Source organism: Metabacillus fastidiosus NBRC 101226 (assembly GCF_001591625.1).
Lineage (GTDB): Bacteria > Bacillota > Bacilli > Bacillales > Bacillaceae > Metabacillus > Metabacillus fastidiosus.
In genome coordinates this window covers 35,409-56,895 of record NZ_BCVG01000017.1, presented here as the reverse complement: position 1 = coordinate 56,895, position 21,487 = coordinate 35,409, and the positions used below count along the sequence as shown (strand labels likewise).

General features: G+C 33.4%; 27 protein-coding genes, 1 pseudogene and 1 riboswitch. Of the genes and pseudogenes, 20 read left to right on the top strand and 8 right to left on the bottom strand.

Annotation, left to right across the window (positions count from 1 at the left end):
- The 3 genes and pseudogenes from BFA01S_RS07000 to BFA01S_RS06990 all read left to right on the top strand — a co-directional run.
- A pseudogene (locus BFA01S_RS07000) lies at positions 1-434 on the top strand (siderophore biosynthesis protein); the annotation flags it as partial.
- A gap of 34 nt (positions 435-468) precedes the next feature.
- Positions 469-975 carry an SMI1/KNR4 family protein gene (locus BFA01S_RS06995; RefSeq protein WP_066227513.1) on the top strand — a complete coding sequence of 169 codons (507 nt, stop codon included), beginning with the start codon at positions 469-471 and terminating at the stop codon, positions 973-975.
- A 272-nt stretch (positions 976-1,247) separates the two neighbouring features.
- Positions 1,248-2,120 carry a DnaD domain-containing protein gene (locus tag BFA01S_RS06990; RefSeq protein ID WP_066227511.1) on the top strand — a complete coding sequence of 291 codons (873 nt, stop codon included), beginning with the start codon at positions 1,248-1,250 and terminating at the stop codon, positions 2,118-2,120.
- A gap of 315 nt (positions 2,121-2,435) precedes the next feature.
- A riboswitch (cyclic di-GMP riboswitch) is annotated at positions 2,436-2,519 on the bottom strand.
- 214 nt (positions 2,520-2,733) lie between these two features.
- On the opposite strand, the gene BFA01S_RS06980 is transcribed toward BFA01S_RS06990, so the two are convergent.
- On the bottom strand, positions 2,734-2,967 hold the full coding sequence (locus BFA01S_RS06980; RefSeq protein WP_066227505.1) for a helix-hairpin-helix domain-containing protein: 234 nt from the start codon (positions 2,965-2,967) through the stop codon (positions 2,734-2,736).
- A gap of 759 nt (positions 2,968-3,726) precedes the next feature.
- On the bottom strand, positions 3,727-3,894 hold the full coding sequence (locus BFA01S_RS22315) for a hypothetical protein (protein WP_156483552.1): 168 nt from the start codon (positions 3,892-3,894) through the stop codon (positions 3,727-3,729).
- Between the two features lie 373 nt (positions 3,895-4,267).
- Between BFA01S_RS22315 and BFA01S_RS06975 the strand changes: the two genes are divergently transcribed.
- The 5 genes from BFA01S_RS06975 to BFA01S_RS06955 all read left to right on the top strand — a co-directional run bounded on the left by BFA01S_RS06975 (position 4,268) and on the right by BFA01S_RS06955 (position 7,651).
- The gene (locus tag BFA01S_RS06975) at positions 4,268-4,630 is read left to right on the top strand and encodes an Imm3 family immunity protein (protein WP_066227502.1); all 363 of its coding nucleotides are present in this window, start codon (positions 4,268-4,270) and stop codon (positions 4,628-4,630) included.
- A 26-nt stretch (positions 4,631-4,656) separates the two neighbouring features.
- On the top strand, positions 4,657-5,235 hold the full coding sequence (locus tag BFA01S_RS06970; RefSeq protein ID WP_066227498.1) for a hypothetical protein: 579 nt from the start codon (positions 4,657-4,659) through the stop codon (positions 5,233-5,235).
- Positions 5,236-5,534: 299 nt separating this feature from the next.
- Complete coding sequence (locus tag BFA01S_RS06965) at positions 5,535-6,047, top strand: hypothetical protein (protein WP_066227496.1); 513 nt, start codon at positions 5,535-5,537, stop codon at positions 6,045-6,047.
- 222 nt (positions 6,048-6,269) lie between these two features.
- A complete protein-coding gene (locus BFA01S_RS06960) occupies positions 6,270-7,031 on the top strand; it encodes a tyrosine-protein phosphatase (protein ID WP_066227494.1) in 762 nt (253 codons plus the stop codon).
- Between the two features lie 239 nt (positions 7,032-7,270).
- Positions 7,271-7,651, top strand: coding sequence for a YkvA family protein (locus tag BFA01S_RS06955; RefSeq protein WP_174521584.1), 381 nt, complete (start codon positions 7,271-7,273; stop codon positions 7,649-7,651).
- A gap of 86 nt (positions 7,652-7,737) precedes the next feature.
- Here the strand turns inward: BFA01S_RS06955 and BFA01S_RS06950 are convergent, their stop codons facing one another.
- Positions 7,738-8,355, bottom strand: coding sequence for a TetR/AcrR family transcriptional regulator (locus tag BFA01S_RS06950; RefSeq protein ID WP_066227489.1), 618 nt, complete (start codon positions 8,353-8,355; stop codon positions 7,738-7,740).
- Between the two features lie 166 nt (positions 8,356-8,521).
- Here BFA01S_RS06950 and BFA01S_RS06945 point away from each other — a divergent pair, with 166 nt between their 5' ends.
- The gene (locus BFA01S_RS06945) at positions 8,522-9,742 is read left to right on the top strand and encodes a YhgE/Pip domain-containing protein (protein ID WP_066227486.1); all 1,221 of its coding nucleotides are present in this window, start codon (positions 8,522-8,524) and stop codon (positions 9,740-9,742) included.
- Between the two features lie 358 nt (positions 9,743-10,100).
- Here the strand turns inward: BFA01S_RS06945 and BFA01S_RS06940 are convergent, their stop codons facing one another.
- The 4 genes from BFA01S_RS06940 to BFA01S_RS06925 all read right to left on the bottom strand — a co-directional run bounded on the left by BFA01S_RS06940 (position 10,101) and on the right by BFA01S_RS06925 (position 12,890).
- Positions 10,101-10,478, bottom strand: a complete 378-nt coding sequence (locus BFA01S_RS06940) for a dihydrofolate reductase family protein (protein WP_268874821.1) — start codon at positions 10,476-10,478, stop codon at positions 10,101-10,103.
- A gap of 77 nt (positions 10,479-10,555) precedes the next feature.
- A complete protein-coding gene (locus BFA01S_RS06935) occupies positions 10,556-10,798 on the bottom strand; it encodes a hypothetical protein (protein ID WP_169800443.1) in 243 nt (80 codons plus the stop codon).
- A gap of 170 nt (positions 10,799-10,968) precedes the next feature.
- The gene (locus BFA01S_RS06930) at positions 10,969-11,712 is read right to left on the bottom strand and encodes an SDR family oxidoreductase (RefSeq protein ID WP_066227471.1); all 744 of its coding nucleotides are present in this window, start codon (positions 11,710-11,712) and stop codon (positions 10,969-10,971) included.
- 224 nt (positions 11,713-11,936) lie between these two features.
- Positions 11,937-12,890 carry an alpha/beta hydrolase gene (locus BFA01S_RS06925; protein WP_066227469.1) on the bottom strand — a complete coding sequence of 318 codons (954 nt, stop codon included), beginning with the start codon at positions 12,888-12,890 and terminating at the stop codon, positions 11,937-11,939.
- 359 nt (positions 12,891-13,249) lie between these two features.
- On the opposite strand from BFA01S_RS06925, the gene BFA01S_RS06920 reads away from it, so the two are divergent.
- Entirely contained in the window at positions 13,250-13,798 is a 549-nt protein-coding gene (locus BFA01S_RS06920; RefSeq protein ID WP_066227467.1) for a TetR/AcrR family transcriptional regulator, read from the top strand.
- Positions 13,799-13,846: 48 nt separating this feature from the next.
- Here the strand turns inward: BFA01S_RS06920 and BFA01S_RS06915 are convergent, their stop codons facing one another.
- Positions 13,847-14,974, bottom strand: a complete 1,128-nt coding sequence (locus BFA01S_RS06915; RefSeq protein ID WP_066227464.1) for an MFS transporter — start codon at positions 14,972-14,974, stop codon at positions 13,847-13,849.
- Positions 14,975-15,427: 453 nt separating this feature from the next.
- Here BFA01S_RS06915 and BFA01S_RS06910 point away from each other — a divergent pair, with 453 nt between their 5' ends.
- The 10 genes from BFA01S_RS06910 (at position 15,428) to BFA01S_RS06865 (ending at position 21,195) form a co-directional block, all read left to right on the top strand.
- Positions 15,428-15,919 (top strand): SMI1/KNR4 family protein, encoded by a 492-nt coding sequence (locus BFA01S_RS06910; RefSeq protein ID WP_235842980.1) that lies wholly within the window; start codon positions 15,428-15,430, stop codon positions 15,917-15,919.
- Between the two features lie 181 nt (positions 15,920-16,100).
- Positions 16,101-16,367, top strand: coding sequence for a hypothetical protein (locus BFA01S_RS06905; RefSeq protein ID WP_066227457.1), 267 nt, complete (start codon positions 16,101-16,103; stop codon positions 16,365-16,367).
- Positions 16,345-16,677 carry a DUF2185 domain-containing protein gene (locus tag BFA01S_RS06900; RefSeq protein ID WP_066227455.1) on the top strand — a complete coding sequence of 111 codons (333 nt, stop codon included), beginning with the start codon at positions 16,345-16,347 and terminating at the stop codon, positions 16,675-16,677. Before BFA01S_RS06905 ends, BFA01S_RS06900 begins: the two co-directional genes overlap by 23 nt.
- Positions 16,678-16,886: 209 nt before the next feature.
- Positions 16,887-17,330 (top strand): SMI1/KNR4 family protein, encoded by a 444-nt coding sequence (locus BFA01S_RS06895; RefSeq protein ID WP_066227452.1) that lies wholly within the window; start codon positions 16,887-16,889, stop codon positions 17,328-17,330.
- Positions 17,302-17,568, top strand: a complete 267-nt coding sequence (locus tag BFA01S_RS06890) for an SMI1/KNR4 family protein (RefSeq protein WP_066227450.1) — start codon at positions 17,302-17,304, stop codon at positions 17,566-17,568. The genes BFA01S_RS06895 and BFA01S_RS06890 overlap by 29 nt, the downstream gene beginning before the upstream one ends.
- A gap of 214 nt (positions 17,569-17,782) precedes the next feature.
- Complete coding sequence (locus BFA01S_RS06885) at positions 17,783-18,196, top strand: hypothetical protein (protein WP_066227447.1); 414 nt, start codon at positions 17,783-17,785, stop codon at positions 18,194-18,196.
- Between the two features lie 254 nt (positions 18,197-18,450).
- Complete coding sequence (locus BFA01S_RS06880; RefSeq protein ID WP_066227444.1) at positions 18,451-18,930, top strand: Imm30 family immunity protein; 480 nt, start codon at positions 18,451-18,453, stop codon at positions 18,928-18,930.
- Between the two features lie 61 nt (positions 18,931-18,991).
- Complete coding sequence (locus BFA01S_RS06875) at positions 18,992-20,134, top strand: suppressor of fused domain protein (RefSeq protein WP_066227441.1); 1,143 nt, start codon at positions 18,992-18,994, stop codon at positions 20,132-20,134.
- Between the two features lie 211 nt (positions 20,135-20,345).
- Entirely contained in the window at positions 20,346-20,762 is a 417-nt protein-coding gene (locus tag BFA01S_RS06870; protein WP_066227439.1) for a tetratricopeptide repeat protein, read from the top strand.
- Positions 20,763-20,775: 13 nt separating this feature from the next.
- Positions 20,776-21,195, top strand: a complete 420-nt coding sequence (locus BFA01S_RS06865) for a hypothetical protein (protein WP_066227436.1) — start codon at positions 20,776-20,778, stop codon at positions 21,193-21,195.
- Positions 21,196-21,487: the final 292 nt, after the last annotated feature.

Below are 21,487 nucleotides of genomic sequence, written 5' to 3'. Positions count from 1 at the left end.
CTGATAGAAGTTTCACTGTATTGAACGAAAAAGATTATAACATCCGAAAAGAATTTTTCCTGCGTAATAATTATATTTTTCCGTATTCCAGTTTTGGTGATGACTTAAACTCAGTGGAAGAGCTGGAACGGAATTTTAAAGAAAAGCAGGAAAGCGGCTGGGGGCTTGGTTATCCTGAAGTAAACGGTATTCTTGATGACATAGGCTTCCTGACAGAGGATGGACAGGAATTATTAGAAGACTATAATGATTCGATGGAAGGAGTATTCGAATATACTAATCTTTTTCATATTCCTAAGGATTCGAACGGGGAGACATTTACATACATCGGGTATTTGACAGGCTATTATTTTCAAGCCTTTGGTGCGGACCGCATCTACTTATTTTTCAATAAAGAGCTAAGAAAAGCGGTTATTTGCTTTGAGTATACATGACGTGCATAGTATAGATTGATTTTGAGGTGATAATATGGCAGATATTATTTTTCAAGAAGCTTATAACTTTATTGAAAAAGTGAAAAAGTTAGATAATAAATATTTAGGAAGAACTGCAACAAAAGAAGAAATCGAACTATTAGATGATAAGTTTGAAGAAAAAATTCCAAACTGGTACTATAAATTAATTTCTGAGCTTCCATTCATCCATATGGAAATAGGATGGCAGGCATATGAGCCGGAAGATGATTATGATGGGATAGCATATGTAGATATATATAAGTCGGACCATATGATAGATGAGTCATTTGAAGCATATCCCGGTATGCCGATTTTAGAAAGAGGCTATGTGTGTATAGGAGGAGATCCAACAGGTTCCGGAGATCCTTATTTTATTAATTTCGATTGTGACAACCCGCCGGTCTTTCAAATATATCACGATGCAGGAGATAATCCGGATGATATTTTAGAATATGGAAAAGTGAAAGTGGCTGATTCGTTAGCTGAATTCTTTAAAAACGGCATAATCTTGGAGTATTGAGAAACAAGTTAAAAGAATAAGTAGAATTGTCGAGACTGTGATAAATATTCTAATGAGTATAAGAAAACCTTGATTAGCGCGCACATGCTTTTCAAGGTTTTTCTGTTTAAAAGTGTCTATCACACTTGTTAACAGTGAAATAACACAAAAAAATCAATGAAATTGCATGTTATCAGGCTGTTATCAGGAGATATGGATGTGAAAGCACAATTGCTTCTTTAAGAGAGATCATTAAGATAGACGGGAGTGATAAGAAAGAGAGGAGAGAAAAGATGTCTAAACTGCTGCTTGATCAAAAACCTTTGCTTATTATTCCTTCGCTCGCTAAAAAACTAGGGCTAAACGAAAGTATTATTTTACAGCAGATTCATTACTGGCTACAGATCAGTGACCATACATATGAGGGCTATAAATGGATGTATAATACGTATGATAAATGGGCGGAGCAGTTTCCATGGTGGAGTAAAGCGACGATCCGCAGGCTTATTATAAAGATGGAAAAGCTCGGCATTATTGTCACTGGAAATTTCAATAAAATGAAAATGGATAAAACAAAATGGTACCGCATCAATTATGAAGCATTGGACGATATGAGCAGTCCATGTGCTCAAAATGAGCAGTCGAGGTGTTCAAAGTTAGCTGTCGAAGAGCCAAGTTTGAGCACAACAATACCAGAGAGTACTACAGAGATTACTTCAGATAATAAAAAAGAAGAAGCCACATCAGCTGTTTATCATTTTTTTGAACAAAACGGATTTGGAACGATCAGTCCGTACATTGCTGAAAGTATACATAATTGGATAAGGGATTTATCAGAAGAACTCGTCATCGAAGCGATGAAAACTGCGGTTGAGAATAACAGCAGAAACTGGAGATATGTCTCAGCAGTTCTTAAAGACTGGTCTGTGAAAAAAATAAAAACAGTAAAAGAGGTTCGTGCAGCACAAATGGCTTTTCGGAAAAGACAATCACATAATAGAAAAGGGAATAAGATTCGGAAAGAACTGATGCCTGATTGGTTAAAAGAAGGTGAAGCTGAAGTAAAGGAAACGAAGCCGTCTCAGCAAATGAGTACGGAACAATTTGAGAGGGAACGGGAAGAATTATTGCAAAGAATTAGGAATTATAAGGAGAAACCGAAATGATTCGTTTAAAAATAACTAGGGAATTGTTTTCTGGATTTTAATAAAATAGATCCGTCAACTAATGACGGATCTGCATTTCGGACAATCAATTTCCTGAAGCGGTTTAAATTGAATTTTTTTAAGATCCTTGTGAGTAAATGTAAAAAACACTTTGTATTGTATTCCACACTCACAATGATTTTTGTCTTTTACAATATGTCTTTCCTTAAGATTATTACAAACAACTGTTGGATAAAATACCATCTCTATCTTCCTTTTTCTAAGTTTAGGCAAATTAGAAAGGAAACCAATTTTATTGAAACTGTAAGAAAGATTATTGGCAACCCGGCTGCCGTGACAAAATGTTTTAGGCCCGTGGCTTTGCGTCTTTTACTTTCGTAAAATTTGCCCAAAGACATAGTATCATATTTTATAGGTAAATTGAGCTATATAAAAATCTTTAATAGTGGAGGGAGGAACTACCAAATTTCAAAGCAGTGAAAGTAAAGCTGATTTTAATAAAAAGAACAGTAAAACCTTATTGTCAGCTGGATTAATCTATTAATTAGAAAGATGTAACAGCCATATGTATGATAAGATGAATAGAAATCAACTGGAAATATATATGCAGTTTCTAAGATTTTTCTGCAAATGAAAGTCCTCGTGCTGAAAGAGCTTGTCGAATTTGGTCTAGAGCTTTTGGCCCCATTCCATGTAATTGTAGGACATCAGACTCAGTTAGCTCAGTAAACTGATCCAGACGGATATACCCTGCTCCGGTTAGTGCGCGTAATGCGGGTTTTACCAGTTTCTCCGGAAGATCAGACTCCATTTTTCGTTCCATATTTATTTCTCCTTTCTCGTGCATATGCAGATGGTAGTACACATTTTGCAATTATTAGCTTGTAAATTAAATTTAGAAGCGAAACTCATATTTTCCCTTGTTTTATCCATTGAGAAATTCGATAACTGCCAAATAGTGAAATTATTAATATGACAATTAATGTTATAACCCATATTGATATCCTGTTTATTTCTTGTAACTCTTTTGCATTTAAAATTACGAAGGCTGATAATCCTAAAAGCATTAGATAGCAAAAAAGATTAGGGAGAATCCACAAAATTCTTAATCTTGTATTTATAAGAGTGTCACTCCCTTCCTTGAATTTGCTCAATAGAGTAATTTCAACATATGCCTCTGACGGGATTCGAATCCGCACTTTAAGCATAGGCTAGGGGAGAACACGCTTCCCTACGGAATTTCACCGGCAGGAATTGCACCTGCCTCAGCTAATTTGCTTTTCGGTGCTTCTGAAACCCTTACCTTGCGACCCGGTTCTACAATGTTTTCCGGCGCTCTTCCCTTCTAGAGCTACAGAGGCGTTTCATTATTTATATTTTATACATATGGAAAGGTTTTTCAATAGTCTTCTCGAGTGAAGTCTCGTATTTTTCCCTTATCCGGCTCTTTTTTAGACATGAAAAATTATAATGGAGGTGATGAGAAATGAAGGTGGAATAGATGTTAAGTGTGAGATACAGAGCATCGTCTTATAAATAATCCTTTTGAGAGGGAAACAAAAAAGAGTGAACTACAATTTAATTCACTCTCAGTAATGAATCATCATCAGTCATTTTTGTTAGTCGTATCAATTACATTTTTAGCTTCTGGATAGATTTCTCCGTAACCTTCCACATGGCCTGCATGCTCTTTATGATATTCTGAGCCTGAAGCTTGGCTGTTATTAAATGATTTGTTTTTTTCTTTTTCATTCTTATTCGCTTGATTTGACAATTGTTTTCACCTCCTGAATCTATATTTAGAATGCTTAATATTTGGAGAATTATTCAAAAGTTGCATAATCGCTATTTGTTAATAACGTATATCGCATAAATTGTCTCAACAAGAAGATAGAGACAAGAGAGCGGAAGTGATGTTATTCAGCTAGAGAACATTGCCTGAGTATTTTTTAAGAATTACTTGATTAAATACCCTCTTTATACACTATTAAAACGAATGATGGTAAAATTATGTATTAAGAAGGAAGAAATCTGGGAGAGTTATTTAACAATCGATTGATTGAAAAAGCTTGGAATAGATGCCCGATGCCCTTTACGTATACAAAATATTTATAACAGCTTTTATTTTATATGAGGGAGAGAGTTCAGTGAAAGATTGGGAATACGATGAAATATTTGAGGCAATTAATGAGGACTATAATGAATATTTAACCTTAAATAGAGGATATAAAGATGCAATAGCAAGAACATTTAATGAATATATAAATCTTGGCAAAATAGAAGATTTTATTGTTGATACTGCTATTGGAGAAATCTTAATTACTCACGATAAAATTTTTATCGGTTATGTTGAAGGAATATCAAAGAGACTGAGCATGTTTAATCTAAAAGAAGCAGAAGGTGAATTAACAGAAGAAGAAATAAAAGACTTATTACAACGAATAAATAGAGTAATAGATGGACTGAAAAATGCAGAGGTTGATTACAATCCATCAGCAGAGAAGAGTTAATACAGTTTTCTTATGGAGGTATCATTATGACATCTGGACAAAAACTATTATGGCGTTTATTTAGTGTTTACGGTTTTTTATACGTATTACTATATGCTTTTTATATCCTTATCATTACTGTTGTACATTCTTCGTACAGTAGAGTAAGTATTCCTGCTGTTCTATTGCCTTTTATCTTATTACTACTATTTGAATTAGTTTTATGGAAACGGGCTTATGGTGATTTAAAGATTGAAAGAGAAGTGAAGACTAAACTTAAAGTCATAACAATTTTAGGAAGCTTACCCCTTTTAATCTGTACACTTATGTTAACGTTAAATGAATATAAATCAATTTTCACAACTGAAAAATGGTTAAATAATATTTCAGAAAGAGTGTATATGGTTGATGATTTATTAAACGATCATAATTTAAATAGAAAAACTAAGAAGGAAGTTACTAATCTATTAGGAACACCGACCGAAACAGAATATTTTAAAACCGAAAATAATATTGTCTATTATCTTGGAGATGAAAGAGGACTAATTTCTATTGATAGCGAATGGCTAGTTATCGAATTTGATAACAGCGAAAAAGTTAAGAAGTATACGGTTGTTACAGATTAGTTAGTGATATGTTATTTGTTTTAATGTATCTTCTTGGGATGACGGGTGTGCCAATTCAATAACTGACTGAAAGAACTTCTATGAAACATATGAAAAAACCAGCCTTTATGCTAAAGGTACGTGGCAGTGAATTTTTTAATAAAGAACTTTCTTGTTTAGGCTTGCAGTTTGCTGAGATCCTAACGTCTTTTAAGAATTATATAGTAGATCATGATATTAATTACACTATATAAAAATTAAGTTTTTTAATTTAATGGGTTAAAGAAATAAAATGTGAAGTAAGAAAGGAGATTTTCAAAATGAAAAGGAAACTGATTGGTCGTGTCGGAGTAGATTCAGGCCAATTGCTTATTATTGATCCTTGTTATATTGAAAACGAATGGAAAAAGGACAGCGAAAGCGAGATTTTAGGTGTTAAGTTTTGGGGAGTAGGGAAAGCAAACGCTGTTAAATATCTTCAAGCCAAAGGCTATAATGTTGAAATAGCAGAAGATGGAAATGGGTTAATACGTACAAATAATCAGAAGCAAGTTGAGGTTATTCAACAAGCACTTGTTGAGTTTTTGGAAGCTGACTTTGATAAAAACAGGATTGTTTGGAATATCGCTAACAACGGGTCATATCAAGAAGTTTGTCAATTAACTATGAATGAGAAGAGCTCAGGAGAATTCAAAAATATTATAGGGTGTGCTTTTACATCGGGTTTCGGTGATGGTTTGTACGAAGTCTATGCAACCTATAAAGATTTCAGTTTCGGTAATATTGTTGATGAACGTATTACAAAAGTTGAAATCATATTGATTGAAGATTAGTTTCCTGTCACATTACGAAAATGAAACGACTTTAATAACATTTTTAAACAACTTTATTATTCTTTAATAGTTTGATCAATTGTTTAGTAGATAATCAATACCAGTCAAATAAAATATATAAGATATGCAGAAAGAATACATAGGTGAAAAATTAATTATTTGTTCTATTTATTAAAAAACAAATGAAAGGAAGAAAAGTATGGAAACTGTTCGTGAAGAACGTTGAATCAATTTGATAAATTATATAATTTTAGAGACATAGGAGGATATAGAACTAAAGATGGTTCTTACATGAAATCAGGGGTTCTTTTTCGATCGGATCAACTATCAAAGTTATCTGAGAGCGATATAGAGAAGCTAAAGCAATTAGGTATTAAACTCATTTGTGATCTGCGTACACAAAAGGAACATCAATCTAAGCCGGCAAAAATGCGCACAAACGATACACTAAAAATAGTGAATATACCTATTCAACAATATGAGACCCAGGATGCGAATCGAATGAAATTACTTAGTTTCCTCTTTAGGAAGTCTGGTGAAGAACAATTTGATCATTTTATTAGAGATTATTACCGGAGAATTACTTTTGAACGTACATCACAGGTGAATGAAATTCTCAGTCTGGTAGCAGAAGAAAAGAATCTGCCCGCAATTATTCATTGTACAGCGGGTAAAGATCGAACAGGGATTATATCAGCAATCATTCAGCTGCTCGTTGGAGTACCGTATGAAAAGGTACAAGAAGATTATCTTCTTACGAATCAATATTACGGGCCTCGCCTTTCTCAATTTATTAAGGTGATGAGATGGGTAAAGGTCTCAGCGGAGCGAACGAAATATATTTTAGAAGCTAAGCCTGAGTATTTAGATGAAGTTTATAATGATATGTTAAGGCAATATGGTTCAATTGAGACCTATCTATCCGAAGCTTGTCAGATTGATAGATGTATGATTGACAGATTGAAAAATCAATTATTAGAATAAGCACGGATATATGATATAGTGCATTTAAAAAAGGAATAAATTCATTTTTAGTTTATTTAAGGAGAAGATGACTTTGAATTAGTATGAAGTGATCTTCTTTTTTTATTGTTAAGTAACAATAAAGTTGTTTAATTTACAATAAAGTCCTTTAAAAATCCTTCTTTAACTAACGGAGCAGAAGAGTTGAATAAACAATGTTATATTAGGGATAAAGTATCTAATTTTTATGGGGAAAAATTATGAAGAAAATAAAGATTTGGGCGAAAAAATTAAAACGACAAATATTTGTACTTTACTTAGCTTATAAAGATGAAAGAGTACCTTGGTATACTAAATTATTTACAGTTTGTGTTGTAGCATATGTGTTTAGTCCAATTGATTTGATCCCTGACTTCATACCAATAATCGGTTATTTAGATGATGTTATTATTGTTCCATTAGGAATAATGTTTGCATTAAAGATGATACCTAATGAAGTAATATTGGAATGTGAAGTTAAAGCAGAAGAAATAATGAAAAATGGTAAGCCGAAAAATTGGGTGGTAGGCTCACTAATAATTCTGATTTGGAGCATAATTACCTTCTGGACTATTATAAAGGTTTATCAGTTATTCAACTAAAGGGGCAGGTTAGTTGCATAATCATGTAAATAATAAAGGGACAGTACCTGTTTGTTCTAAGGGAGTGTCCCTTTCTCTTTAAGGGATTATTTTTTCAAACCAGCTGCAAATAAGGGACCATTAGCCATAATAGTTGATAGGATACGAGCTATTTCTTGAGGAGATTCTTTCCTGCCATTATTCAACCATTGTTGAAATACTCCTATATGTGCAGATCCAACATAAGAAGCTAAATATTGTCCTGGAACGAGTAAATTTTCTTCTTTAATAAGTGTGTTTGGATTATTTCCATAAAGTGTTTCCCACATAAATTCTTTCAGTCTTGTTTGAAATGATAAATCCCCTTTTGGACCTAATACAGCCTTCATAAATTCACTGTTTTTATTTAAATACTCAAATATTGAAACTGTAAGGGAAAATGGTGTCACAATCGGAGAGTCAGTTTCAAGTGCAGCAATAACACTTGGGAAGTTTTGTTTTACAATTCTGGACAGATCAAGCATAATTTCGTCTTCACATTTAGTCATTAAATCAAATTTGTCTTGAAAATGTGCATAAAATGTACCTCTATTAATTTTCGCTCTAGTTGTTATGTCTTTAACCGTAATTGCTTCGAAACCTTTTTCATCTATTAATTCTACTAGTGCATTTCGAATTGATTCTTTTGTCCGAATGACACGTAAATCTGTATTAGTATCACGCAAGCCAATTCCTCCTTAACTTTATCCAACACAATTATAAAATGTGTCCTATAAACAACATATATGTCAATTTTGATTATTGAATAGAACTTAATCGAACTATATAATTTGAAAAGTAATAAACAACAGGTTGTTCATTATTATAACTTAAAATCTAGGAGGATAAAATATGTTTAAAAACAAACTGGTATTTTTCTCACCAATTATTGCATTGGTAATTATTTTTATTTTTTCACTAACATTATTTCCTTCCGTTCAACCAGAACTAAAAAATCTACCTATTGCAATCGTAAATGAGGATGTAGGAGTGGAAATTCCTAATCAACCAAAGATGAATATGGGGCAAACAATCGTTGAAATGGTACAAAAAAATTCAAAAACAACTACAGATCAAGAAGATCCTGTTGTGAAATGGATTGAAGTAAAAAACACAGAGGAAGTTCAAAAAGGATTAGATAACCAAAAATATTATGCAGCATTGGTTATTCCAAAAGATTTTAGTGCAAAGCAGGCTTCATTGCGAACTCCAAAACCTTCTTCACCTGAAGTTGAAATATTTATTAACCAAGGTATGAATACAATGGCTTCAACAATGGCAGGAAAAATATTGAACGGAGTAGTTGACAATATAAACAACAATGTTCGTACACAGCTACTAGATGGACTAGAACAGCAAGAAGCAAAATTAACAGCAAAGCAAGCTGAAAGTCTGATAAATCCTATTACAAAAAAAGTCACTAATATTAATGAAATTGGGGCTAACAGTGCAAACGGTAATGCTCCTATTTCTTTATTCCAACCTCTTTGGATGGCAAGTTTAGCGAGTGCTGCTATTATCTTTATCGCTATTAGCAAAGCAGCCATTACTAATCGAAAAGAAAACTTTACTGCAAAATTGGTGCAAATTTTAATAGGTGTGATTCTCTCCCTTGTAATTGGATTTGGCTTAACTTGGCTGGCAGATGGGATGGTAGGGCTTCATATTCCACATTTCACAGATATATCGTTGTTTTTATCGATTACATCCTTTTGCTTTTTTCTAATGATTTCAGCTGTACTTTCACTATTAGGGCTTAAAGGTATGCCAATTTTTATCTTAATGCTTTTCTTTGGTGCACCATTGCTTGCGATGGCTCCAGAAATGATGTCTCCATTTTATCGCGATTGGATCTATTCTTGGTTGCCAATGCGATTTATGATAGAAGGTTTACGAGAACTATTCTTCTTCGATAAAGTATTAACTTGGAATTCTTCTGTATCTACCCTTGTTTGGATTGGAGTAGTGAGTATGATAATCATACTAGCTTCTGCATTAAGATTTAAATCAACAAATGAGAAAACAAAAAATCAAAAATTAGAGGATAACAATGAACAAACCGTTTCCTTATAGAAAAACGGCTTGTTTTATTAAAGGTTTGTGAACAAACGTACTTAAGCTAACGGGTGCGATACTTCAATAAAGAGGTATCGCATTTCTTATTGTACTAACGGGGCAGTTTAGTTTAAGTACATTCTCTCATAAAGTTAGAAAAAGCTGATTTTCCGAATTAGGAAAAATCAGCTTTTTCTATTATTAATTTATTATTTAATCAATCGGTTGTTATTAAACCTAATTAATTACCTATGCGTTCGAGACTGTTTGAATAGGAACGTAGGAAACTACTGCTACAATCGTTGCAAACGCAACTGATGCTGCATTAAACCAACTGATCGTAATGCATCTCTATTTTTTGTAATTTACAAGATGATTAATCATGTTTTGTTACATACTTCAACCATAACCCGCCATCATCAAGTTTTTTGATTTCCTTTAAAAAGAAATTTACAGGCTTCGGTTTGTTTAGAAAAGAACTCGTCTCAAATAGTGTCACAGAGTTAGATGCACCATCTGCAATTGGAACTAAAATCAGACTCAATTCATCAATTAATTCCTCATTCAAAAAGGAGCCATTTATAAAGCCTCCGCCTTCTAGCATTAATTTATCAATTGCAAAAAGATTTTTTAGCTTTTCCACTACTAGACTAAAGTTTAATCGTTCTTTTCCGCCGAAAATATAAGATATACCTATTTTCCTCAAATGAGCCAGGTATGCATCGGACACTTGCTCTGTAAGAACCTCTACTATGTGATCCTCCGACCTATTCTCATTCCATGGTTCAATTGAATTTTTTGTCCATCCTAATTTCCCAGAAGGATCTACTGCTATGGCATAACTCTTAGCATCCTGATTTGCGACGTAATCTGTTCTAGGATCGTCTCAATGTTGTCATTTTTTAAATCTAATTGATGTCCCAAAGTAAAGTGTTCTTCCATGGTAACCCTGCCACACATCCATGCTTTACATCCGTAACGGTCATGGATTTTTTCGTATTCGTCTGAAAAGTAAGTTGCTCGTTCCGTTTCTAAATAATCTCCAATGATTTTCCCATCCAATGAAGTTAGCATGTGGCAGATAATATATGGTCTTTCCAATGTTATCACTCCTTTTGAAATAAAAACTGTCCCAAATTAATAGGACAGTTTATTATTTAAGTTTTACATCTGACAGCTTATGCATCCTCGTAAGCGAGGATGGTAGACTGGTCACGATAGGCGTTCATCGTTCATAATATCTATTAAGCATCTTGTTTAGTAGGGCGGATTAGTATCTCACTGATTGAGACATGTTCTGGTTGTCCAATAACATAGGCTACAGCATTAGCAATATCTTCTGATGCTAGTCCGAATCCAGGTGTTCGTTGACCTTCCTTCACCGATTCACTCAATTCAGGATTACTAATCGTTTTATAAAGTTCAGTGGCTACAGCCCCTGGTGAAATAATGGTTGAGCGAATGTTACTTTCTCTTTCTTCCTGGCGTAGCCCCTCCATAATCGCCCCAACAGCAAATTTTGTCCCAGAGTAAACAGCTGAACCTGGCCATACAACGTGCCCAGCTACGGAGTCAGTCGCAATAATTTGACCCGATTGTTGCTTTTTCATGATCGGTAAAACCGCAGCAATCCCATTTAAGACACCCATGATATTGATGTCTAGCATTTGACGCCATTCATCAAAGCGTTTTTCTGAAAGTGGAGAAAGTGGCATGACTCCAGCGTTGTTGTAAAGTACATCGACACGACCATATTTTTCAATCGCCAAATCTACAACTGCTTGAACTTCGTCTTTATTTGTTACATCTGCAACAGCATATGAAATTTCATTATTTGTCAATGATTCAACTAGAGCTTTTAAGCGATCTTCACGACGAGCCGCAATAACTAATTTTGCCCCTTCTTGTGCAAGTTTCTTGGTCGTTGCTTCACCAATTCCGCTTGATGCACCCATAATAATGACAACTTTACCTTGAATATTAGACATAATAAAAGCACCTTTCTTTAATTTCTTCATCCTTTGTAATATCATACTTATTTAATTTGAGCCGTTTTATTAAAAATAATCCTAAAACTAGAGCATACGCACTCGTGAGACGGCACCGCACTATCAAGAATAATAGTGAACTGTACGTCACCTATGAACAAGTCACCTAGACTGACCTTTACATCTCTTCTTCCTAGTTCCTTACTTTTAATTTGTATGGATTGTTATTTCAAATTCTCGGTAAAGAATGATTCCAATTTGTCGAAAGGAATCAAATCCGTTTTGTCGTACAAATCAACGTGTCCTGCATTTGGAACGATGTACAGTTCCTTCGGTTCTGCTGCCAATTCATAAGCATCTTCACTAAAGTATCGTGAGTGAGCGTGCTCGCCCATGATGAATAAAATTGGACGTGGCGAAATCGATTTAATGTGTGTAAGCAGAGGGAAGTTCATAAATGACATGCCACTTGTTACTGTAAATTGAGTAATTGAGTTTGGGTGATACCCACGAGGTGTAGAATAAAACTCACCAAACTCGCGACTAATAGGATCTGTATTATCGTCAAATCCAATAGCAGCTCCTCGATCAGTCAACACTGGTGTGCCACCTTCAAACTCTGCGTAACGTTGTTGGGTAATTGCATCCAGTATACTGTTGCGTTCTTCTTCAGTGAACGAGTCTTTCCATCCGTTGGCTTGTACACGAGACATGTCATACATGCTGACTGTGGCAACAGCTTTAATGCGTCTATCAACTTGCGCTGCACTAATCGCAAAACCACCGCTACCACACATACCGATAACACCAAGTTGATTTCTATCTACGAATGGACGTGTACCTACATAATCAACAGCTGCACTGAAATCTTCTACGAATAAATCAGGGGAAGAAAGATGACGTGGCTCTCCACTACTATATCCGTTGAAAGATGGGTCGAATGCAAGAGCCACAAAACCACGCTCTGCCATGTTTTGAGCATAAATACCAGAACCTTGCTCTTTAACACCTCCGTAGGGAGCACCTATAATAACAGCTGCATGTTTCTTTGACTCATCAAATTCTTTTGGCAAGTATAGATCTGCTGCAATTTTGATTCCGAACCTGTTTTTGTATGAAACTGATTTCCTTGTTACTTTATCGCTTAGATCGAAAATATAGTTATCTCTTTTTGACATTTTTTTAGCCCTCTCTTTTGTTAATTTTTATACAGGGTAATGCCAATAAAATGACGTAAACCCCCTAGCTAAGACTATTAACATCATTGATTGTTTAAACAACACATGTCTATAATATAATTAGAAATAGGATGCTTTCAATCGTTATATGAGTACGATTTGTTGTTTACTCAACAAATCATTAAAAATTGTTGATTATTTTTTAAGGTGTTTTTTAACAGTTTCTATTAACGATGAGTTTTTATTTTTATAGTCCATATCCCTACCTTTGTTATTAGTCAATTTAACGCAATATGATGTTTATCCAACAAAGTAATCGATATTGTAGATAATCTTAAGGAAAGTCTGGTGATCAAGCGATGACGAAAGTAGATAGAAGAGTAGTTAAGACTAAAGAGGCAATAAAAAAAGCAATTCTTGAACTTATGAATGAAAAAAATTTTGATGAAATAACTATTCAAGATATTTCTGACAGGGCAAATGTGAACCGAAGCACGGTCTATCTCCATTACCTGGATAAATTTGACCTATTAGATAAGTTGATAGAAGATCATATAAACAAACTTAAGGAAAAAAATGAATGGGCATGTCAAGAGGAATGGGGAGATGCGACACAGATCTTTTTTGAATATTTTAGAAATCATTATCTGTTCTTTTCGACCATGTTAACCAGCAAAGAAGCAGCTCCTTCTTTTCGTAGTAAATTCCTAAAGTATGTGATGGAAGGTTTCAAGGAAGAGTTACACAACACAAATGGAAAAAATGAAGGTCTAAATGAAGATGTTATTATTAAATTTGCTGCAAATGCTTATGTAGGGGTTTTAGAATCGTGGTTAAAGGATGGAATGCCTTCTCCGCCTCAGTCAATAGCCAGAGAATTGGGGACTTTGTTAGATAGGATTCTATAGTTATTAACAAAAGGCTAGGTATTTTGGATTTATACCTAGCCTTTTTTATTAGGAAACTTTTTTAGAAAGTTGTTTTGTAGGAGTCAACATGTAGGTTCTAAGTAAAATAGTTACCAAACCTAATATTAATGATAGGATCCCCACTAACACAACGTATTGTGCACCCATTTGAGATATAAATAAACCATTGGCAAAATCAGGAGCTTCTGGAGCTGAAGATGAAATCAAATATTGATTAATATTAGCCATGATTCCTCCAGCCAATATTCCCCAAAGGAAAGTGATTATTACCATAGGTACAGCAAACTCTCCAGTGAAGAATAAAAGGATATAAACTACACTCAATAACAAAGGAAAAGTTAAGATGGACTTAATAGGACTATTAGTGAGTATCCTCCCTGCAACGATGTTTCCAATAATATTAGCTCCACCGAAAACGAATAACGTTAAACTGATGATATTCGAGGACATTTGGGTAACAGTTTCTAGGTACTCAGCAATATAACTATATACCCCGAATACGGAGGCATTTAATAAAACAACAGTCACTATGGAAATCCATAAAATAGGTTTTTTTAATACTGTAAGTTGTGTACCATAAGACAGTCTCTCTTTAACAGGCATAGATGGTACAAAAATCAATGCTGCAATCAACATAATAGCAGTAACAATAGCAAAGAATGCCATCGCCATTTCATACGAAAAGGCACTATCAATAAAACTTGCGATCGGTACACCCGCTATCATACCAGCAGATACACCTATAAATACTTTTGAAACAGCTTTTGGAGCTTCTTCAGGTTTTACTGAGGAAGCAGCTACGGTAAATGCCATGGAACAATAAATGGGATGAAATAAACCAAGAATGATACGAACAATCAATAGAATGGTAAAGTTAGAAATAAATACAGATGCAATGTTTCCCAAAGTGAAAACACCTAATACAAGTAACATGATCTTCTTGCGATCTATACCCGAAAATAATAACGGCAAAGTAGGACCAGCCACTGCAATTGCAATGGCAAAAAGACTCACTGCCAAACCTGCTGTTGATATGCTGACATTAAAGTGTTCAGAAATGGAAGGCAATAACCCAATAACCCCCATTTCGGTATTTAAGATGCCGAAAACTCCTATAGTTAATATAAAAATCAATAAATTATTTCGTTTTGTCAAAAAAACAACCCCACTTTCACTAATGATTAAACTTAACAAATCCTTCAATGATGTTTAAACAACATCCGACTATCATTATATAAAGTAACGGGCTGTTTTCAATCGCTAATAACATGCGATTTGATGTTTATTCAACAAATGAATCGAAATTGTTGTTTATCTGCAAGAATGATTTTGATTTCAGCATGTTTAAAGTGGGTGAGGAGAATCTTATATTGTGAAGAATTGTACTTAAGCTAACGGGGGCTTTAGCTTAATAAGATTTAAACAACTTTATTATTGATTTTTGAGCACAAGCATATTTAAATGAACGGAAATTAAACAACTTTAAAGAGCCTTGCTACAATAAAATGTAGCAAGGCTCTTATATTTTTATATCAAAATTAAATAACTTTATTATTATCTAACAGGAGAAGAGAAATGGACCATTAGACAGATAGGATTGCTGCGATGATGACAGTGAGACAAGAAATGCAAAAATATGATAAGAAGAAACTCTGGGATTATTATTTACCAGAAACTGCAGCTGCAGAAAGTGAAATAATGGAGGCTGAAAATTGTTTAGGTTTCTTTCTAGATCCATATTATAAGGAATTCTTAAAGCATGCTAATGGGTGGAAAGGGTTCTCACAAACAATTGATTTATTTGGAACGGAAGAACTTTGTCAGTCTGGAGATATGGAGTATGCCAATATGATACTTAATGCAATAGAAAATAGCTTGATAGAGGAATCCAGTTTTTCACAAGATCAGCTTTTACCTATTGCAGCGACTAAAATGGATAAAGATTTATTCGTTTTGACTAAATGGAATTCACCAAGTCCTGGAATCGTTATATGGTTTGCAGGAGAAGAGGTAGAAAGGTTTAATAACTTTAAACAGTTATTCTTAGCAATGATTGATTATAACAGGGATGATTTAGATTATTTAAAAGATCACGATTAAATATGATGACCTATTCCAGCTTGTGATTCGGTAGGAATAGATCTTTTTTTATATTGGAAAATATGTATGTAAATGGTGATTTAAATATAGTTATGAATTTTCTAATGGTTTTTTATTACCGTATTATGTAAAAAAAGTGAAGGTGAGACTGTGTTACATGTTTTGCTAGGGCAACGAAAAAATGACATTGAAGAAAACTATAGAAAAAGGTGTTAATATTAACGAGCAAGATGAAAAGGGTCAAGTTGCACTAATTTATATAATTCGATTGAATAAATCAGATGAAGAATTAGAAAAGTTATATAATTTGTGTTGTTCTCAACCTAACTTAGATTTAACCTCTAAAGATAGTACAGAATTTTCAGCTATTGAATGCGCTAGAAAATTCTCATATAGATCAAGTTTAATTGAAAGGATGGAAAAATATGAATCAAAAAGAACCTATTGAATTTATTAAAAAAGCTGGGGCCTGTATTGTTTCAAGAAATATAATAAATGAAACAGGGAAATTGAAATGGATATTGAGAGAGAAATCTATAGATACAGTGGATAATGGTTGGAGATTTTTTTCAGAAATTGATGACGATGATTACGTTAATAATCCTGAAAATTTAGTAGTATGTGATTTTAATACTGTAGCAAATATTGAACCAGCCATTCTCGGAATATATGAACTACCAATAGGAAGTGATTTACAATTAGTTTCTGAAAATGGAAAAATAAGATTTGTTGATAATTTAACTGGTAAAGAAATTTGACAATCATTAATTAGTTTTTTATTTCTACTTAATTGGTAGTTTGATGTGAAAATAAGAAAATCTAAAGACAACAAGGTAAACTGGTTCGAGGAGATGTAAATTTACTAAGTGTGAATTCGTTAAATATTCTCAAAAGAGCGTACAGAAGTCAAGAGCGGCGTAAGAAAAACGAAGCGCACTAACCTAAGGAAAATAGAGAGGGATTTTTTATGGGGATTATTAACATTATAAAGGAACGTTATGAAAATTTTTATCCTTCTGATGGAATAGACAAACTAGTCTTACATAATATTGAGAAGAAATTAAATGTAAAATTGCCAGAAGATTTTCAGAGAATAGCCGAGTTTTACAGTGGTGGTTTACTAGGTGAGATTAGTATGTTTGCATTTGACAGCAATCCTCCTAATCTTGTAGATGAAACACTTAGGCTTAGAAATGTTATAAATTTGCCTAAACATTTTTTAGTATTAGCGGAACCGCCAGCTAGTCTTATTGTAATGGATACTGTAAATAAACCTGCTGTTATATGGCTTGATAATAGTGATGTAGATAAACTTCATAATACGTCCCTTCTTACATCGCCTGATATATGGAACACTTTTAGTGAATTTTTTATGAGTCTGATTGAACAAGAAGAAGAGGGGAAATTATAGTGAAGAGTTATATAGCAATAAATTTGAAAATACAAAAGAAATTCTGGTAGATGAAGATATTTCAGATATTGAAAGGGAGTATCAATTTACATTTTCTCAAGATATTAGGGATTATTATTTAACTTATAATGGCGGGAAACCAGAAAGATATGTACTCATAGATAAAGATGAAGATGAATATGTAGTGCAGCGATTTATCCCAATTAAACATAAAAATAAGATAGCGGAGGAAATTTAGAAACTTTACTTAATATGCTAAGGATAGGTGAAATTCTTTCTAATTGGCTTATCCCGTTTGTAGAGAAACCATGAATATGAGTACGAAAAAGATCCTGAAGAATATACTACATACTTGGCAGAATCACTGGAAGAATTTATTAGGATCTTCAATAGGGACAATGAATGAGCTTTTTCTATGTTGTTAATATTTATTTTTAAAAAGAGGTAAAAGAATGTATAGGGAATTAGACAAACTTATATCTGCTTATGTAACTGAAGATTCATGGTATGACGATGGCTGTATCATTGCAAGTGAGATATTGATAGAGTTTAGTCCAAAGGATTGGGAAGAGTTATCAATTCAAGTACATACTAAACCATTAGAATGGCAGAAAAAACTTGCATATTGTATGGATAGTAACTGTAATATGCATGAAATGATAATATTACTATCATTACTTCCTACTGAAGATGACGAGCTATTTGAAATATGTATAGATACCCTAAGAAGCTTTACAGCTCCAGAAAGTAAAGAAAAAATATTGAAAGATCCATCTATATTACTTCGAGTAACTGATATGTTGTCCAAAGTGAGCATACCAGTAAAGAAAGTACTTGAAGACTTTCTTATAAAAATCCATTCTTAAAAAATGTGATCAGAGTGCTTAGAATTAGCGATTTAAATAATTTACAGGACTTTAGTATAGAATGTTAGCTCTCCATAAGAAACCTTGATTGACTAAAATTTTCAAGGTTTTTTGCCATTATAATCAAAAGAAAGTGATTTAAGACTAGAAGAGATAATGCATGGAAGTCTAGAGCATAGATTGATTACTATCAAGAAAGTGAGTATAATAATTTAGGTATATTTGGTATTTTTGGTTGTTTGTAGGAGGATTAAATGACTGTCAAAGAACAGATTTCTATTTTATACAAAATGCGTTTTTTAGGGGATAATGACGATGGAATTGAAGTATTTGAAGATATTCTCACTGAATTATTTTATCGAGGAACAAATGATATAATTCCTGATCTTTGTACAATTTTTGAGGATGATATTGCTGAACCATCTGCTGGTGATGATCTTATTAAAACTATTTTCTATATTGTTGAACGTAACGGTTTAGAAGATGGACTTTATAAGTTAGCGATCAGTATTTCTAAAATGCTGCCTCATGCAGAGTTCTGGGCGGAAAGAATTCATGGGACACTTTTAAATTCAAAAGGTTTAGTAGCACCTTATATTAAGGCATTAGAAAATGTAGATAGCTCAACGAAACAGATAATTAAAGAAATCCTTCTTGTTATAAAAGAGGACGATCCGGATCTATATCTCGAGAAAGTTAATCTAATAATTGAACGGATCAGGTTGATAGAATAAAGATAATATTTGATTTTTATCATATTGTTGTGATTTACGATAGGGAAAGAGAAGTAAAAATATGGAAAATATACAACTAGCTAAAGAGATTCGTACAGCTATTAAGCAGAACAATGTGGAAAGGGTAGTCGAATTAATTAGTTCAGATATGGAACTCTTGAATAAGGTAACAGTATTTGGAACATTTCTTCATGTTACAGCCAAACATGGAAAGCTTGAAATAGTCAAGAGGCTGATAGACTTAGGTGCTGATATAAATAAGCGTGGTGGCACATTTGGTGGGGGAGCAATCAATGTAGCTGCTTCGGCGGGACATATTGAAATTGTCAGGTATTTATTGTCTCGCGGAGCTGAAATGGATGTTAGCGAACCGGAAAGAAATCCTTTGTTTGGTGCAATTCTTGATGGACATATAGATATTGTTAAACTTCTGATTGAAAACGGCATTGACATTCATGTTAGGTACACAGGAGAATCTATGAAAAATATGAATGCATTAGCATTTGCACAGGAACGAGGACATTTAGAAATAGCTAATTTATTGCAGTCCTATAAAGAAGAAGAAGATAACGATTCTGTAGAAAAAGAAGAAAACAGGAATACTATGCAAAATGACCAAAATGAGATTTTAGATTACATAACAGAACATTATGGTCCCATCCATCAGACAATCAGTGAAATCATCCCTGGAAGTAAGGTAGCGGTTGATATTCAAGTGATACTGCCATCAAAAGAACATGATTTCATCACTCTAGTGACTACAGGGATGAGTGATGCTGCGATGGATGAAACAGAAAATCGCAGGGGATTTAAGTACGCAGAATTAGTACTCAAATTACCTGCAAATTGGCCAATAAGTAAAGAGGAAATGACGAACAATGATCATTATTGGCCTTTGAAGTGGCTGAGAATAGTTGCCCACATTCCTCATATATATGATGGATGGTTAGATGCAGGGGTCATTCTACCAAATGGGGAACCTCCACAGCCGTTTGCTTCTAATACCGCATTATCAAGTATATTGATAAGTGAATCTGAAGAAATGGAAAGTTTGATAGATTTCTATACTCTAATCCCTATTTATGAAGAAGAAAGAATGCTCGCTTTAGAAAAAGGTCATGATTATTTAATAGAAAAATTCGATGAATGTGGTATTAAGGGTGTACTTGATATAAAAAGAAGAAACACCGGTTTGAAGAGATAAGACTAGAAGAATTATTTCCTGATAGATGGAGTATTTGCCCATTTATTAAGTTTTACAAGTGGACCGAATATAGTTGTAGTATTCGAATTTATTCGTGATTCTTTACCAAAGGGGATATTTCTATTTCCAATAGATCCATTTGGTAATCAATCTTCATGAAGGCAACTACCTAAGAAAATTTGCATTCATAAATAAGTAGGAGAGATATATAGTGGAGTTACAAGATGAACTATATGAAAAAATAGTAAGTATATGTTCTAAAGGCGATAATTTGGTCGATAGTTTGAAGTATGATGAGGCAATAGAAATGTACTTGCAAGCTTTAGATTTAGTTCCAGAACCAAAGTATATTTGGGAAGCAAGTACGTGGATTTATACAGCATTAGGTGATACATACTATTTCAAGAAAGATTATAATGCTGCCAAAGGATTTTTATTTGATGCAATTAATTGTCCTGATGGAATAGATAATCCCTTTATCATGTTACGTCTTGGTGAAAGTTTGTATGAATTAAGAGACATTGATAAGTCGAAAGAGTATTTACTAAGGGCGTATATTCTTGAAGGATATTCGATTTTTGATAGTGAAGATGATAAATATTTTGATGTGATTAAAGATGAAATTTAGGAGATAAATAATAATGGCTTATGTAGCAGGAGAAAAAGGTGCTTATATACAAAGTTTAATGGATAAGAGTAATGAAGAGTTTGATAAGGGAAATTTAGAGAAGTCTGTTTTTTTATTGGAGCAGGCATGGGGAGAACTTCCAAATGATAAAGTAACTTATGATGAGAGCTTTTTAATAATATGGGGCATTTTGGATATCTCTATTTTATTAAATGATGTTGAACGGATGAAAAAATGGGTTGATAAAATATTTGTCGCAGATCCTGAGAGAGGAGATACAGGTGAAAGAGACTTATGGGCTGGCAAGGTAGCTTATGAGTTAGGAGATTTATCTAAAGCTAGAGAGTATTTAGATATTGCTAATATGAAATCCAAAGGAAGGTGCTTTGGAGTAAAAGACGGGAAGTACTTAAAGTTTTTAAAAGCTAAATAACAAGATTTTACGATTATGTAAGTTAAAAAATAAACTCAGCAGGCCATTAAGCTGGTCTCTGCTGAGTTTATTTTTTACCTCCTATTTATTTAGAAAAATTCCAATATTTAAATTCAAAAGTCATGGTGATAAGCAGATCTAATAATAATTCACGGTATTTATATGAAAAATAAACTTAGCTTTTAACTTTTCAAGATATTTATCGCTTTTATATAGTTTTATGTTTTGAAAAATCTGAACTAAAATTTAAAAGATCATGATAGTTATGCTATTAAGTAGTGTTATTTTAATA